Genomic DNA, 14,950 nt, shown 5'->3' with positions numbered 1-14,950 from the left:
CGCGCTAGAATCGCGGGCACCCGCCCTTTCGTCTCCAGAGCAATCGAAGATCCATGACTAACGACTCCGCAATGCTGCGCCGCGAGCGAACCCTGCTGGTTCTGCTCGGCCTGATCTGCCTCGCCCTCGTGGGCGGTGCGCTGTATCTGCAGTTCGGCCTGCGCGAAGACCCGTGCCCGCTGTGCATCATCCAGCGCTATTTCTTCCTGCTGATCGCGATCTTCGCGTTCCTCGGCGCGCTCTTCAGGCACTGGCGCGGCGTGCGCCTGCTCGAAGTGATGGCGGCGCTGTCGGCGCTCGCCGGCATCGCGACCGCGGCGCGCCACGTGTACATCCAGGCGAATCCTGGCTTCAGCTGCGGCTTCGACGCACTGCAGCCGGTGGTCGACAGCCTGCCCCCCGCGCACTGGCTGCCGAGCGTGTTCAAGGTCGCGGGCCTGTGCGAAACCGCATATCCGCCGATTCTCGGGCTGACGCTGCCGATGTGGTCGGGCGTCGCGTTTATCGTCGCGTTCGTCGCGCTGGTGCTGAGCCTGGTGCGCAATCGCCATCGGGTGTCCTGACGGCGGGCAGCCTGGTCGAGCGAGCTTCGAACACCGCCTGAAGCGCCGAACTCGCCGCCAGGGCGCTTACCGATTCGCATCGCCAATGGCGCCGGACTTCGTGTTGCCCATGCTGGGCACCGAAGTCCGGCGTTTTTTCTACGCAACGTTCCGCGATCGCGCGCCGTTCCTGTCGGTCCCCGCTCCGGCGCACGCAACTTCTCGCCTCGGCGCGAATCGTACCGGCATCATGACCGCCGCCGCATGAGCTTCATGCGACACAGGAAATATTTTCGGGCCGGGGTAGTGCTATCTTTGGGTAAGGATGGCGATCTACGTGCGCGAGGCCGGCTTTTGCGACCCCATGCGTAACGCGCGCCCGGTCCGCACTGTCTTCCGATTCGCCATGACAACGCAAACCATCCGCTTCTACCACCAGGGGTCCGTCCGCGAGGTCGCGGGCGTTCCGGCGACGCGCACCGTGCTGCAGCACCTGCGCGAGGACTTACGCTGCACCGGCACCAAGGAAGGCTGCGCGGAAGGCGACTGCGGCGCATGCACGGTCGTGATCGGCGAACTCGATGCGCGCGGCGATCTCACGTTGAAGGCGGTCAACGCCTGCATCCAGTTCCTGCCGACACTCGACGGCCGCGCCCTCTTCACCGTCGAAGACCTGCGCGCCGCGAACGGCGCGCTGCATCCGGTGCAACAGGCGCTGGTCGACTGTCACGGTTCGCAATGCGGCTTCTGCACGCCTGGCTTCGTCATGTCTATGTGGGCGCTCTACGAGAACCAGCCCGTCGCCGCCGGCCTGCCGACCCGCCATGAAATCGACGCCGCGCTGTCCGGCAATCTGTGCCGCTGCACGGGCTACCGGCCGATCATCGACGCCGCGCAGAAGATGTTCGACTACGCGCAGCATCCGCGCGTCGCGCTCGACCGCGAGGCCATCGCGGCCACGCTGCGCACGCTGCAACGCGAAGACACGTTCGAATACAGCGCGCCCGGCACCCGCGGCGCCGCGTTCGGCTCGCCCACCTTCCATGCCCCGCTCACGCTCGACGCGTTCGCGACGCTGCGCGCGCAGCATCCGGACGCGCGCATCGTTGCGGGCAGCACCGACGTCGGGCTTTGGGTCACCAAGCAGTTCCGCGATCTCGACGAGCTGCTGTACACCGGCAACGTCGCGGAGTTGAAGGCGATCGCGCACGATGCGCAAACGCTGACAATCGGTGCAGCGGTCACACTCGAAGACGCGTACGCGGCGCTCACCGCCGATTACCCCGAGCTCGCCGAACTGTGGACGCGCTTCGCATCGCTACCGATCCGCAATGCGGGCACGCTCGGCGGCAACGTCGCGAACGGCTCGCCGATCGGCGATTCGATGCCGGCACTGCTCGCGCTCGGCGCCGAGGTCGTGCTGCGCCGCGATCGCACGACCCGCACCCTGCCGCTCGACGCGTTCTACCTCGGCTACCAGAAGACCGCGCTCGCCGAAGGCGAATTCGTCAGCGCGCTGCGCGTGCCCCGCCCGGCCGGCGCGTTGCGGTTTCGCACCTACAAGGTGGCGAAGCGTTACGACCAGGACATCTCGGCGGTGTGCGCGGCGTTTGCGCTGCACGTCGCGGAAGATGGCACGATCCGCGCGGCGCGGGTCGCGTTCGGCGGGATGGCGGCGACGCCGAAGCGAGCCGCGCATGCCGAAGCCGCGCTCAACGGCGCGGCGTGGAACGAACCGACGGCCCGGCGCGCGATGGACGCGCTCGCCGCCGACTACCAGCCGCTCACCGACATGCGCGCGTCGAGCGCGTATCGGCTGAAGGTCGCGCGCAATCTGCTGTGGCGCTTCTACCTCGAAACGCGCGACGACGCGCCGCTCGCGCTCTGCGACGTGAACGCGTTCGCGTTCGAGGCGGACGCAGCCGTCGTGAAGGAGTCGCCGTGATGAACCGGACCGATGCCTTTATCGAACGCGCGGACGCGCGTGCCGATCAACGCGAGGACGCGTCGATCGGCGTACCACTGCCGCACGAATCCGCCGCGCTGCACGTGAGCGGCGAAGCGACCTACACGGACGACATCTCCGAGCTGCACGGCACGCTGCACGCGGCGCTCGGCCTGTCGCGCCATGCACATGCGCGCATCGTGTCGATGGATCTCGACGCAGTGAGAAACGCGCCCGGCGTGATCGCAGTGCTGAGCGCCGACGATATCCCCGGCGAAAACAATTGCGGCCCGGTGCTCCACGACGATCCGATCCTCGCCGACGGCGAAGTGCTCTATCTGGGCCAGCCGGTCTTCGCGGTGATCGCCGAGAGCCACGAACTCGCACGTCGCGCCGCCGCGCTCGCGAAAAGCGACGACGTGATCCGCTACGAGCCGCTCGACGCGATCCTCACCGCCGCCGATGCGAAAGCCGCGAAGCAGTTCGTGCTGCCGCCACTGCATCTGCGGCGCGGCGACCCCGAGGCGAAGATCGCCGCCGCGCCGCATCGGCTCGCCGGCACGTTCGAGGTCGGCGGCCAGGAGCAGTTCTATCTCGAAGGCCAGATCGCCTATGCGGTGCCGAAGGAAATGGACGGCATGCTCGTCTACAGCTCGACGCAGCATCCGAGCGAAATGCAGCAGGTCGTCGCGCACATGCTCGACTGGCCCGCGCATAACGTCGTCTGCGAATGCCGGCGCATGGGCGGCGGCTTCGGCGGCAAAGAATCGCAATCGGCGCTGTTCGCGTGCGTGGCCGCGCTTGCGGCGCAACGCCTGCGTCGCCCGGTCAAGCTGCGCGCCGATCGCGACGACGACTTTCTGATCACCGGCAAGCGCCACGATGCGGTCTACGAGTACGAAGCGGGCTTTGACGAGCAAGGCCGCCTGCTTGGCGTGCGCGTCGAAATCGCATTGCGCGCCGGCTATTCCGCGGATCTGTCCGGCGCGGTCGCGACGCGCGCGGTGTGCCACTTCGACAACGCGTACTACCTGTCCGACGTCGATATCGTCGCGCTGTGCTGCAAGACCAATACGCAGTCGAACACCGCGTTTCGCGGCTTCGGCGGACCGCAGGGCGCGCTCGTGATGGAGGTGCTGCTCGACGGCATCGCGCGCGAGCTGCGGCTCGATCCGCTCGACGTGCGGCTCGCGAATTACTACGGCGTCGGCGAACGCGATACGACGCCGTACGGACAACGCGTCGAAGACAACATCATCGCGCCGCTGACCGACGCGCTGCTAGATTCGAGTGACTACCGCGCGCGTCGCGCGGCACTCGCCGAATTCAATGCGAAGAGTCCCGTGCTCAAACGCGGCCTCGCGTTTTCGCCGGTCAAGTTCGGCATCTCGTTCAACGTGCCGTTCCTGAATCAGGCCGGCGCGCTTGTGCACGTGTACAAGGACGGCTCCGTGCTCGTCAATCACGGCGGCACCGAGATGGGCCAGGGGCTCAACACGAAAGTCGCGCAGGTGGTCGCGAATCAGTTCGGCTTGCCGTTATCGCGCGTCCGGGTGACCGCGACCGATACCTCGAAGATCGCCAACACGTCGGCAACCGCGGCCTCGACCGGCAGCGACCTGAACGGCATGGCCGCCGAAGCCGCCGCGCGGACGATCCGCGCGCGGCTCGCGGAAGTCGCGGCGCGCCCAGCTCGGCGGCGACGCCAACGACGTGCAATTCGCGCGCGGCAGCGTCTCGGTGAACGGCGGCGCGCTGCCGTTCGAACAGATCGTCAACGCCGCGTATCTCGCGCGCGTGCAGTTGTGGTCGGACGGCTTCTACGCGACGCCGAAAGTGCATTGGGATGCGAAGTCGCTGACCGGTCATCCGTTCTATTACTTCGCGTATGGTGCGGCGGTGTCGGAGGTCGTCGTCGATACGCTGACCGGCGAGTGGAAGCTCGTGCGCGCGGACGTGCTGCACGACGCGGGCCAGTCGATCAATCCGGCGATCGATCTCGGCCAGATCGAAGGCGGCTTCATTCAGGGCATGGGCTGGCTCACCACTGAAGAGCTATGGTGGAACCGCGACGGCCGCCTGATGACGCACGCGCCGTCGACGTACAAGATTCCCGCGGTCAGCGATACGCCCGCCGCGTTCCACGTTCGGCTCTACGACAACAGCAACGCCGAGCCGACCGTGTTCCGCTCGAAGGCGGTCGGCGAGCCGCCGTTGCTGCTGCCGTTTTCGGTGTTTCTCGCGATTCGCGACGCGATCGCGGCCGCAGTGCCGGGCGCGCGACATGCTCCGCCGTTGCGCGCGCCGGCGACGCCCGAGGCGATACTCGATGCGCTGGACACTTTGAATGCGTCGGACGCGTCGCAGAACGCAAACCCGGTCGAACCCGCCGCGCACCCCGACAGCGCCGTTCCCCACACGCCACCCGCCGCGCCGACGCCTGACGCGGCCCCCTACGGAGAATCGCCGGATGCAAGCCTGGCTCACTGACCTGCAACATCTGCTCGCGCATGGCGACGCCGCCGTGCTGGTGACGGTCGCGCGCGTCGAAGGTTCGGCGCCGCGCGAAGCCGGCACGAAGATGATCGTCACGCGCGAGGCGGCCAAGCATACGATTGGCGGCGGCCACCTCGAATGGAAGGCGATCGAGACCGCGCGCCAGGTGCTGCGCGACGGCATGCGCGCGCCGCATATGCGGCGGCTCGAACGCTTCGCGCTGGGGCCGAGCCTCGGCCAGTGCTGCGGCGGCGCCGTGATCCTCGCGTTCGAGCGGCTCGACGTCGGCGATCTCGGCTGGCTCACGTCGCTCGCCAAGCGCCTCGCGGCGGGGCAATCGACGGTGCGTAGCGTATCATTCGGCCCCGCGCCGGATGCGGTGATGCTGTCCGAACCCGAGCCCGGCATCGACGGCGCCGACTGTCTACTGTGGGACGGCGCCGGTTTCGACGACAGCAGCGCGCTCCTGACCGAAACCATCGCGCCGGGCGAATTCGCCGTCGTGCTGTTCGGCGCCGGTCACGTCGGCGCGGCGCTCGTGCGCGTGCTGGCGACACTGCCTTGCACGGTGCGCTGGGTCGACGAGCGCGACGCGCAGTTTCCGTCGCTCGATGCGCTGCACGCGGTGAACGTGACGATCGACGCGAACGACGCACCCGACGAGGCGATCGATCAGGCCGCGCCGAACACGTACTTCGTCGTGATGACGCACAACCACGCACGCGATCTCGAACTGGCCGAACGCATCCTGCGGCGCGGCGACTTCGCGTTCTTCGGCATGATCGGCTCGCATACCAAGCGCAAGCAGTTCGAGCATCGGCTCGCGGCTCGCGGCATCGATCCGGCGCGGATCACGCGGATGAAGTGTCCGCTCGGCGTCGACGGCATCGTCGACAAGTCGCCCGAGGTCATCGCGATCTCGGCGGCCGCGCAGGTGCTGCAAGCCGTCGAGGCGAACGCGGGTGCGCGCCACCCGACGCAGGCGGTTTGATACGCGGCCGGCGCCGCTCGTTACCCACCACACAATTCCAAACCACGATGAACCCGACAACCGCTACCCCCGTTTCCCCCGTTACGCTCGCCGACAAAACCGCGCGCGCACCGAAGGCCGAGCTGCATATCCACATCGAAGGCTCGCTCGAACCGGAGCTGATTTTCGCGCTCGCGCAACGCAACGGCGTGAAGCTCGCCTACGACTCGGTGGAAGCCTTGCGCGCCGCCTATGCGTTCACCGACCTGCAATCGTTCCTCGACATCTACTACGCGGGCGCGAGCGTGCTGCTGCACGAGCAGGACTTCTACGACATGACGATGGCCTACGTCGAGCGCTGTCTCGCCGACAACGTCGTGCATAGCGAAATCTTCTTCGACCCGCAGACGCATACCGAGCGCGGCGTGCGGATCGCGACCGTCGTGGCCGGCATCGAACGCGCGCTCGCCGACGCGGAGAAGCGCGGCATGTCGAGCAAGCTGATCCTGTGTTTCCTGCGCCATCTGTCCGAGGATGATGCGCTCGCCACCTTCGACGAAGCGCTCCCGCTGTTCGAGCAGTACGAGCATCGGCTGATCGGCGTGGGGCTCGATTCGTCGGAACGCGGCCATCCGCCGTCGAAGTTCGAGCGCGTGTTCGCGAAGGCGCGCGCGCTCGGTCTGAAGCTCGTCGCGCACGCGGGCGAGGAAGGCCCGCCGTCCTACATCTACGAAGCGCTCGACGTGCTGAAGGTCGACCGCGTCGATCACGGCGTGCGCAGCATCGAGGACCCGGCGCTCGTCACGCGTCTCGCCGATACGCGCGTCGCGCTGACCGTGTGCCCGCTGTCGAACCTGAAGCTGTGCGTGTTCGACGACCTGACCAAACACACGCTGAAAGACCTGCTCGATCGCGGCGTCGCGGTGACCGTCAATTCCGACGATCCGGCCTATTTCGGCGGCTACGTGAACGCGAACTATCTGGCGACGATCGACGCGCTGAAGCTCGACGACGCCGAGGTCTACACGATCATCCGCAACGGCTTCGAGGCGTCGTTCGTGACGCCCGAGGAACGCGCCATGCTGATCGGCAAGCTCGACGCGCATTGGCGGCACTGAGTGGCGGCACTGAGCCGCGCGCCGACGGATTTCAACTGACGGGCCTCGACCGAGGTCGGCGGCCGGCGGCTTCGCTTCGTTCGGGCAAACGGCGACGACCCGAACCGGGAAGCCGCTGCCGCTGCCTGCGCCGCCCAGCTTTCAACATTCGGAGACAGCTTTTCCATGACTGAATCGGCTCATACCGCGCAAGCGGCGCAAGCGGCATTCCGCGCCCCTCTGCTGACCTTCAACGGCGATCCGGCGCACGCGCCGAACGCCGCGGTGTTCCACGAGGACGGTCTCCTGATTGTGGAAGACGGCCGCGTCGTCGCGGCGGACGCGTATGCGGCGCTCGCGTCGCGGCTCGCGCCCGGCACGCAGGTCGTGGAGCGGCGCGACAAGCTGATCGTGCCGGGCTTCATCGATACCCACATCCACTATCCGCAGACCGACATGATCGCGTCGCCGGCGCCGGGTCTGCTGCCGTGGCTCGACACGTACACGTTCCCAACCGAGCGCCGCTTCGCCGACATCGCGCACGCCCGCGACACGGCGAGCTTTTTCCTCGACGAACTGCTCGCCTGCGGCACGACGACCGCGCTCGTGTACTGCACGGTGCACAAGGAATCCGCCGACGCCCTCTTCGCCGAGAGCGAAGCGCGCAATCTGCGCATGGTCGCGGGCAAGGTGCTGATGGACCGCCACTGCCCCGCGTTCCTGCGCGACACCGCGCAATCGGGCTACGACGACAGCGCCGAGCTGATCGGCCGCTGGCACGGTCGCGGCCGCCAGATGTACGCGCTGACGCCGCGCTTCGCGCCGACCTCGACCGAGGCGCAGCTCGAAGCGTGCGGCGCGCTCGCGCAACTGCATCCGGACGTGTTCATTCAGAGCCACGTCGCGGAGAACACCGACGAGGTGAAATGGGTCGCCGAGCTATTCCCCGGCCACCGCAGCTATCTCGACATCTACGATCGCTACGGGCTCTTGCGCCGTCGCGCGGTATACGGCCATTGCATCTACCTCGACGACGAGGACCGCAAGCGCATGGCGCAAACCGGCGCGCTCGCGTCGCACTGTCCGACGTCGAACCTGTTCCTCGGCAGCGGCCTGTTCGACTTCGACAAGGCCGACTCGGCCGGCATGCCGATCGCGCTCGCGACCGACGTCGGCGGCGGCACGTCGTTCTCGATGCTGCAGACGATGAACGAAGCGCACAAGGTTGCGCGCCTCGGCGGCCATCATCTGACGGCGACGCGCATGTTCTATCTCGCGACCGCCGGCGCGGCCGAAGCGCTCGATCTCGGCGACAAGATCGGCACGCTGAGGGACGGCTCGGAAGCGGACTTCGTCGTGCTCGATCCGCGGGCGACGCCGCTGCTCGCGCGCCGCACCGCACGGCGCGAATCGCTCGAGGAGCTGCTATTCGCATTCGCGCTGCTCGGTGACGATCGCGCCGTGTATGAAACGTATGCGGCCGGCAAGTGCGTGCATCGCCGCGACGACGCGCGCCAGCGCGTGCCGGGGCGCGTCGTCGCGGCCTGAGGTTGGCTGGAGGCTGGCTTCACGCCGATGCGAACCCGGCGGCGCCTCAGCCCGGCTTGCACACCTCGTGCAACGCGTTGAGCCGCCGCACCGGGTCCGCGACATACGGATTCGACTCGTCCCACGCATAACCGGCGAGCACCGCGCAGATCATGCGACGAATCGTCGGTGTCTGCTCCGGGTAGTAGATGATGTCCTGCAGCTCGCCCGTGTACCAACGCTCGACGAACGCGCGGAACGTATCGATGCCCTTGCGCAACGGCACGTCGTAATCGGCTGACCAGTCGACCGTGCTGCCGTCGAGCTGCCGGTTCAGCGTGCGCGCCGCCAGATGCGCGGAGCGCAGCGCGATCGTCACGCCCGACGAAAACACCGGGTCGAGAAACTCGCCCGCGTTGCCGAGCAACGCATAGCCCGGCCCATGCAGGCTCGCGACGTTCGCCGCATAACCGCCGATCTGCCGCACCGGCATCAGGAACGGCGCCTGGCCGATCAGCAGGTTCAGCGTCGGCTCCTGCTGGATCAGCGCGCGCAGCGTCGCCTCGCGCTGCGCTCGCGGCACATCGAGAAAGCTCGCCTCGGCGACACACCCCACCGAAGCACGGCCACCCGCGAGCGGAATCATCCAGAACCATACGTCGCGACGCTCGGGATGCGTGGCGATGCAAATCTTGTTGCGATCGATGTCGTCGGGAGCCAGACCATCGCGCACATGCGTGAAGAGCGCGGCGCGCGTCGGCATCCGCGTCGGCGTCTCCAGCTGCAGCAGGCGCGGCAGCACGCGCCCGAAACCGCTCGCATCGAGCACGAAACGCGCTTCGACCTGATACGCGTGCCCCGCTTCATCGGAGACGTCGAGCAGCGGCGCCGTATCGGTGCACACCGCGCTCACCGTGTGGCCGAAACGCACGTCGGCGCCCTGCGCGGCCGCGCAGCGAATCAGCACGTCGTCGAACAGCGCGCGCTCGACCTGATACGTGGTGCCCCAGCCCGGCGAATACTTATCGCGAAAGTCGAACGACGAGCTCTGGTCGCGATACACGAAATGCGCGCCGTTCTTGTACTGGAAGCCCGCCTCGACGACGGCCTGCAACATGCCGGCCTCTTCGAGGTACGCCATGCTTTGCGGCAACAGGCTCTCGCCGATCGAGAAGCGCGGAAAGTGCTGACGCTCCAGCACCAGCACCGAGCGGCCTGCTTGACGCAACAGCGCGGCAGCCACCGAGCCGGCCGGACCGGCACCGATGATCGCGACATCGACCACGGTCCGCATTGAAGTATCGCTATTCAATTCACTGCTCCAACGGTTTGCACGCGTTGCTGCAACGCATGCGGGGGGTTCGCGCACCGCGCAACGTCGCGCAATGCAGCGTCTTGTCGATACAATCCTCCCTCCACAGCAACAACGACGTTTCGCCGGGGAGTGCATCGTGCCGTCATCCGAACTGTCCAGTGTGCCCTTTGTGCCGGAGACGGCCTTTGGCATCTGGTTCCTGCGCACGCACACGTGGGAGCACCACGTGTTGCGGGTCGCGATCAACGATCTGAAGCGCCTGATCGATGCGCCATTGCCCGACGCGCCGGTCATCGTCGATGCGGGCTGCGGGCAAGGCATTTCGTTTCGCCTGCTCGCTGAGGCGTTCCGACCGCGCCGCATCGTCGGCATCGATTTTCATGCACCGTCGCTGACGCTCGCCGCGCGGGCCGCGCACGCCTGCCGCGAGACGCTCGCCGACATCGAACTGCTGCATGGCGACTGCGCGCAACTGCCGCTGCCCGATGCGAGCGCCGACATCGTGTTCTGCCATCAGACCTTCCATCACCTCGTCGAGCAGGAGCGCGCGCTCGCCGAGTTCCACCGCGTGCTCAAACCCGGGGGCGTGCTGCTGTTCGCGGAATCGACCGATGCGTACATCAAGTCGTGGGTGATCCGGCTGTTGTTTCGTCATCCAATGCAGGTGCAAAAGAGCGCCGACGGCTATCTCGACATGATCCGCCGCGGCGGCTTCAGCTTCGGCTCTCGCCATGTTTCGCTGCCGTACCTGTGGTGGAGCCGCGCGACAGACTTCGGTCTGCTCGAACGACTCGGTTTGTACCGGCCGCAACCCGGCAAGCGTCGCGAGACGCTGGTCAATGTCGCGGCCGTGAAAACTGGCGAAGCCTGACTCAAAGTCAGCCCGCGTCCAGCACCACCAGTTGGCCGCGCACCGCGATCGCGGCCGCGCTCGGGCTCACGCCGCAGGTGAAGTCGCTCGACGAGTCGGTTTCGGTGCTATGAAAGCGCGTCGACACGTCGATCACCGCATTCGCGTGACGCTCGCGCGCCGCGGCGCGCAGCTTGCCGACCGCTTCGGCGAGCGCCAGGTGGCACGCTTCGTTCGGCTCGGACATCTTGCGCGCAATGCGCACCGAGTACGACACTTCGCCGAGCCGCGTCTTCACCGGCTGGTGAGGTTGATCGCCGAAGTACACCGGCACCTCGCCGCGCGATTCGCCACCCGACGCCGTGAACGGCAACGATTTCACTTCCGTGCCGCAGCCGGCCTGCGTCAATGCCACCACCAACATCGCACCCACCAAAGAAAACTTTTTCATTCTTATCCTCTTCCCTGTCTACGCACTTGCGGCCGCTCACGCGTTGCGCGGCCAGTGATCGTGGCGAGTCGGTGCAGCTGACTCGAACGCTCGCCACGCTTCGAACATCAGGCTCGCGCAACTGCCGCCGAACCCGAATGAAATCGACATCGCCGTGTCGATGCTTGCGTCGCGCGCGGTGCGCGCGAGCGGCATGTCGCGCACTTGCGGCTCCGGCGCGTCGACCTCGGCCGTCCCCGCGATAAAACCGTCGCGCATCATCAACAGCGTATAGATCGCTTCGTGCGCGCCGCACGCGCCAAGCGAATGCCCGGTCATGCCCTTGGTCGACGAAAACGCCGGCACCCCTTGGCCCGATGCGCCGAACACGTCGCGCAACGCGTGCAGTTCTTCGAGATCGCCGAGCGGTGTCGACGGCGCATGCGTGTTCACGTAGTCGGGACGGCGGCCCGCCGGTCCGAGCGCACCGCGCATCGCGCGCGCGATGCCGGCCGCGCGAGGCGCGACCATGCCCGCGCGATCCGTGCAATCGCCGAAGCCCGTCAGCTCCGCGTAGATGCGCGCGCCGCGCGCGAGCGCATGATCGAGCGCTTCGAGCACCAGCACGCCACCGCCCGACGCAATCACGAAACCGTCGCGCTGCGTGTCGTACGGCCGCGATGCGCGGTCAGGCGTGTCATTGAAGCGGCGCGACAGCGCGCCCATCGCGTCGAACATCAGCGTCATGTTGTCGTGCAGCGCTTCGCTGCCGCCCGCGAGCACGATCTGCTGCCGCCCGGTCTGGATCAGTTGCATCGCCTGACCGATCGCGAGCGCCGATGTCGTGCATGCCGACGATGGCGAATAGCTGACGCCTTCGAGCCCGAATGTCTGCGCGACGTTCGCCGACGCGGTGCTGCTCATCGCATGCGGCACCGTGTACGGCGGCACCTTGTCGACGCCGCGCGTTTGCGCGATCGCGAGCGCCGCGTCGTAGCTCGCCATCGCGCCGACGCCCGAGCCGATCACGACGCCCGCGCGCGGCGACTGCAAGGCCGCGACGGCGAGCCCGGCATCGTCGATCGCACGTTGCGCCGCGTGGCACGCGAAGCGCGCGGTGTCGCCCATGAAGCGTTCGAGCTTGCGCTCGAATGGCGCCTCGCGCGCGACCGACGCGACGCCGGCCACCTGCGACGCAAACCCGCGCTCGCGCCACGCATCGATCCGCTCGACGCGCGAGCGCCCAGCACGCAAGGCAGTCGAGACATCGTCGAGCGTATTGCCGAGGCACGACACGATGCCCATACCGGTCACGACTACGCGTTGCAGGCTGACGCTCATCGAACGCGCCGGAAAATCAGCGACGTGTTGATGCCGCCGAACGCGAAGTTGTTGCTGATCACGTACTCGGCGTCGATCTCGCGCGCACCGCCGACGATGTAGTCGAGCGGCGCGCAGGCCGGATCGACGTTCTCGAGATTCAGCGTCGGCGCGTACCAGTTGCGCTTCATCATCTCGATCGTCCACCACGCCTCGATCGCGCCGCACGCGCCGAGCGTGTGACCGATATAGCTTTTCAGCGAGCTGATCGGCATGCGCGCACCGAAGGTCTGCGCGGTCGCGTGGCTTTCGGCCATGTCGCCGCGATCGGTCGAGGTGCCGTGCGCGTTCACATAGGCAATCGCCTCGGGCGGCAATTGCGCGTCGCGCAGCGCGAGTTGCATCGCGAGCGCCATCGTGTCGGCGGTCGGTTGCGTCATGTGCGCGCCGTCCGAGTTGCAGCCGAAGCCGACGACCTCCGCGTGAATCCGTGCGCCGCGCGCCAGCGCGTGCTCGTATTCTTCGAGCACCAGCGTCGCCGCGCCCTCGCCGACCACCAGGCCGTCGCGCGCGGCATCGAACGGACGCGGCGTCAGATGCGGCTCGCCGTTGCGCGTGCTGGTCGCGTACAGCGTGTCGAACACGGCCACCGCCGGGCCGGATAACTCTTCCGCGCCGCCTGCCAGCATCAGCGTCTGCTTGCCGGACTGGATCGCCTCGTACGCGTAGCCGATCGCCTGGCTGCCCGACGCGCATGCGCACGAGGTCGGGATGATGCGGCCTTTCAGATCCCAGAACAGGCTCACGTTGACGGCCGTCGTGTGCGGCATCATCTGCACGTAGCTGTTCGACGTGACGTTGCTCATCGAGCCGGTTTCGAGCATCGTGCCGAACGCGCGGATCGGCTGCACGGAACCCGACGACGACCCGTACGCGACGCCCATGCGGCCGTCGGCGATGCGGGTGTCGTCGGCAAGGCCCGCGTCGGCGAGCGCGAGTTCGCTCGCGCGCACCGAGTACAGCGATACCGGGCCCATCGAGCGCACCTTCTTGCGCGGGTAATGGGCGGGGGTCGTGAACTCGGGCAGCGGACACGCGAGCCGCGTATGCAGTGACGCGAAGTAGTCCCATTCGGGCATGCGCCGCACCGCGTTCTCGCCGCGTTTCAGGCCGGTTTCGACCGCGGTCCCAGCTATCGCCGAACGCGGTCACGCCGCCCATGCCGGTAATGACGACGCGCTTCATCAGATCATCCCGCCGTTCACGCCGATCACCTGGCGCGTCAGGTACGACGCGCCATCCGACATCAGAAAGCTCACGACCGACGCGACCTCGGCCGGCTGGCCGACGCGGTTCATCGGCACGGTCTTCAGCGCGTGATCGAGCGTCATCTGTTCGAGCAGGCCCGTCTCGATCAGCCCCGGCGCGACGCAATTGACGGTGATATTGCGCGACGCGAGCTCGACCGCGAGTGCCTTGCTCGCGCCGATGAGTCCGGCCTTCGCCGCGCTGTAGTTGACCTGGCCGCGATTGCCCATCACCCCCGACACCGACGCGATCGTCACGATGCGTCCGCCCTGGCGCGCGCGCACCATCGGCATGGTCAGCGGATGTACGACGTTGTAGAACGCGTCGAGGCCGGTTTCGATCACGACGTCCCAGTCTTCTTCGGTGAGTGCCGGGAACGCGGCGTCGCGCGTGACGCCCGCGCTGCACACGATGCCGTAGTAGGGACCGTGCGCGGCCACGTCCGCTTCGAGCGCCTCGCGGCACGCGGCGCGCTCGCGCACGTCGAATTGCAGCACCCGCGCCATGCCGCCGTGCGCGGCGATGCCCGTCGCGACCGCGTCGGCTTCGCTGCGTCCCGTGCGGCAATGCACGGTCACGGCGAAGCCGTCGGCGGCCAACTTGTACGCAATCGCGCGGCCGATGCCGCGGCTTGCGCCGGTAACGAGAACTCGCCGGTTCATGAACTGACACTCCCTTCGATGAATGACTGAAAATCGGGCGGTTGAAACACCTTGATCACGGCTTCTGCGCAGCGCACGCCGCCGTCGTCGTCGAGCGTGCATTCGTAGGCGCCGTGGCCTGCTTCGCTGCGAAGCAGTTCGCTCACCTGAACGCGCAAACGCGCGCCGCTTCGGAACGCCGGTTGCAGCGCCCGATAGCTGCGCGAGCCGAGCAGCACGCCGGCACGGGCCTGGCCGCCGGCGCGCATCGCGATGAGCGCGACGTGGGCGGCAATCGCTTGCGCCATCACCTCGATGCCGATCCATGCGGGCATCGCGCCGGCGGCGTCCGCATACCATGCATGCGGGTCGACGTTGGCGAAGGCGCTCAACGTGGTGTCGGCGAAGCTGTCGATCGCATCGAGCAGCAGCATGCTGCCGCGATGCGGGATCATCGCCTCGATCGGTTGCCGCGCGAGTTCCGCGTCGGTCAGCAGAGAAGTCGTCAT

General features: G+C 67.5%; 12 protein-coding genes and 2 pseudogenes. 8 read left to right on the top strand and 6 right to left on the bottom strand.

What is annotated here, in order from left to right:
• The first annotated feature begins 53 nt into the window (after positions 1 to 53).
• From OKW44_RS34445 to guaD, 7 genes and pseudogenes are all read left to right on the top strand, one after another.
• Positions 54 to 563: a disulfide bond formation protein B gene (locus tag OKW44_RS34445; protein WP_026225975.1), complete on the top strand. Its 510-nt coding sequence runs from the start codon at positions 54 to 56 to the stop codon at positions 561 to 563.
• A gap of 109 nt (positions 564 to 672) precedes the next feature.
• Positions 673 to 810 (top strand): hypothetical protein, encoded by a 138-nt coding sequence (locus OKW44_RS34440; protein WP_429412326.1) that lies wholly within the window; start codon positions 673 to 675, stop codon positions 808 to 810.
• A gap of 138 nt (positions 811 to 948) precedes the next feature.
• Complete coding sequence (xdhA, locus tag OKW44_RS34435; protein WP_026225976.1) at positions 949 to 2,487, top strand: xanthine dehydrogenase small subunit; 1,539 nt, start codon at positions 949 to 951, stop codon at positions 2,485 to 2,487.
• Positions 2,487 to 4,977: pseudogene (gene xdhB, locus OKW44_RS34430) on the top strand (xanthine dehydrogenase molybdopterin binding subunit). Before xdhA ends, xdhB begins: the two are co-directional and overlap by 1 nt.
• Positions 4,958 to 5,974, top strand: a complete 1,017-nt coding sequence (gene xdhC, locus OKW44_RS34425) for a xanthine dehydrogenase accessory protein XdhC (protein ID WP_018421415.1) — start codon at positions 4,958 to 4,960, stop codon at positions 5,972 to 5,974. Before xdhB ends, xdhC begins: the two are co-directional and overlap by 20 nt.
• Before the next feature lie 47 nt (positions 5,975 to 6,021).
• Positions 6,022 to 7,071: an adenosine deaminase gene (locus tag OKW44_RS34420; protein WP_018421416.1), complete on the top strand. Its 1,050-nt coding sequence runs from the start codon at positions 6,022 to 6,024 to the stop codon at positions 7,069 to 7,071.
• 165 nt (positions 7,072 to 7,236) lie between these two features.
• Entirely contained in the window at positions 7,237 to 8,598 is a 1,362-nt protein-coding gene (guaD, locus tag OKW44_RS34415) for a guanine deaminase (RefSeq protein WP_018421417.1), read from the top strand.
• A 46-nt stretch (positions 8,599 to 8,644) separates the two neighbouring features.
• On the opposite strand, the gene OKW44_RS34410 is transcribed toward guaD, so the two are convergent.
• On the bottom strand, positions 8,645 to 9,871 hold the full coding sequence (locus OKW44_RS34410; protein WP_018421418.1) for an NAD(P)/FAD-dependent oxidoreductase: 1,227 nt from the start codon (positions 9,869 to 9,871) through the stop codon (positions 8,645 to 8,647).
• Positions 9,872 to 10,028: 157 nt separating this feature from the next.
• On the opposite strand from OKW44_RS34410, the gene OKW44_RS34405 reads away from it, so the two are divergent.
• The gene (locus OKW44_RS34405; RefSeq protein WP_026225978.1) at positions 10,029 to 10,763 is read left to right on the top strand and encodes a class I SAM-dependent methyltransferase; all 735 of its coding nucleotides are present in this window, start codon (positions 10,029 to 10,031) and stop codon (positions 10,761 to 10,763) included.
• A 7-nt stretch (positions 10,764 to 10,770) separates the two neighbouring features.
• Here OKW44_RS34405 and OKW44_RS34400 read toward each other — a convergent pair whose 3' ends face one another.
• The 5 genes and pseudogenes from OKW44_RS34400 to OKW44_RS34380 all read right to left on the bottom strand — a co-directional run bounded on the left by OKW44_RS34400 (position 10,771) and on the right by OKW44_RS34380 (position 14,950).
• Positions 10,771 to 11,193, bottom strand: coding sequence for a hypothetical protein (locus tag OKW44_RS34400; protein ID WP_018421420.1), 423 nt, complete (start codon positions 11,191 to 11,193; stop codon positions 10,771 to 10,773).
• Between the two features lie 36 nt (positions 11,194 to 11,229).
• On the bottom strand, positions 11,230 to 12,513 hold the full coding sequence (locus tag OKW44_RS34395) for a beta-ketoacyl-[acyl-carrier-protein] synthase family protein (protein WP_018421421.1): 1,284 nt from the start codon (positions 12,511 to 12,513) through the stop codon (positions 11,230 to 11,232).
• Positions 12,510 to 13,737, bottom strand: a pseudogene (locus OKW44_RS34390) (beta-ketoacyl-ACP synthase). Before OKW44_RS34390 ends, OKW44_RS34395 begins: the two are co-directional and overlap by 4 nt.
• Positions 13,737 to 14,462 carry a 3-ketoacyl-ACP reductase FabG2 gene (locus tag OKW44_RS34385; protein ID WP_018421423.1) on the bottom strand — a complete coding sequence of 242 codons (726 nt, stop codon included), beginning with the start codon at positions 14,460 to 14,462 and terminating at the stop codon, positions 13,737 to 13,739. Before OKW44_RS34385 ends, OKW44_RS34390 begins: the two are co-directional and overlap by 1 nt.
• Positions 14,459 to 14,950 carry a hotdog family protein gene (locus OKW44_RS34380; RefSeq protein WP_018421424.1) on the bottom strand — a complete coding sequence of 164 codons (492 nt, stop codon included), beginning with the start codon at positions 14,948 to 14,950 and terminating at the stop codon, positions 14,459 to 14,461. The genes OKW44_RS34385 and OKW44_RS34380 overlap by 4 nt, the downstream gene beginning before the upstream one ends.

The sequence above is a fragment of the Paraburkholderia lebeckiae genome (genome assembly GCF_050436325.1).
GTDB classification, from domain to species: Bacteria; Pseudomonadota; Gammaproteobacteria; order Burkholderiales; family Burkholderiaceae; genus Paraburkholderia; species Paraburkholderia tuberum.
Note: the sequence above shows the minus strand (reverse complement) of the source record. Positions and strands in the feature narration are given on the sequence as shown.

What these genes read in the sequence shown, in the direction of transcription:
- OKW44_RS34445 (WP_026225975.1), top strand. Translation starts at nt 54, where the DNA reads ATGACTAACGACTCCGCAATGCTGCGCCGCGAGCGAACCCTGCTGGTT.
- OKW44_RS34440 (WP_429412326.1), top strand. Translation starts at nt 673, where the DNA reads ATGCTGGGCACCGAAGTCCGGCGTTTTTTCTACGCAACGTTCCGCGAT.
- xdhA (WP_026225976.1), top strand. Translation starts at nt 949, where the DNA reads ATGACAACGCAAACCATCCGCTTCTACCACCAGGGGTCCGTCCGCGAG.
- xdhC (WP_018421415.1), top strand. Translation starts at nt 4,958, where the DNA reads ATGCAAGCCTGGCTCACTGACCTGCAACATCTGCTCGCGCATGGCGAC.
- OKW44_RS34420 (WP_018421416.1), top strand. Translation starts at nt 6,022, where the DNA reads ATGAACCCGACAACCGCTACCCCCGTTTCCCCCGTTACGCTCGCCGAC.
- guaD (WP_018421417.1), top strand. Translation starts at nt 7,237, where the DNA reads ATGACTGAATCGGCTCATACCGCGCAAGCGGCGCAAGCGGCATTCCGC.
- OKW44_RS34410 (WP_018421418.1), bottom strand. Translation starts at nt 9,871, where the DNA reads ATGCGGACCGTGGTCGATGTCGCGATCATCGGTGCCGGTCCGGCCGGC.
- OKW44_RS34400 (WP_018421420.1), bottom strand. Translation starts at nt 11,193, where the DNA reads ATGAAAAAGTTTTCTTTGGTGGGTGCGATGTTGGTGGTGGCATTGACG.
- OKW44_RS34395 (WP_018421421.1), bottom strand. Translation starts at nt 12,513, where the DNA reads ATGAGCGTCAGCCTGCAACGCGTAGTCGTGACCGGTATGGGCATCGTG.
- OKW44_RS34385 (WP_018421423.1), bottom strand. Translation starts at nt 14,462, where the DNA reads ATGAACCGGCGAGTTCTCGTTACCGGCGCAAGCCGCGGCATCGGCCGC.
- OKW44_RS34380 (WP_018421424.1), bottom strand. Translation starts at nt 14,950, where the DNA reads ATGACGACTTCTCTGCTGACCGACGCGGAACTCGCGCGGCAACCGATC.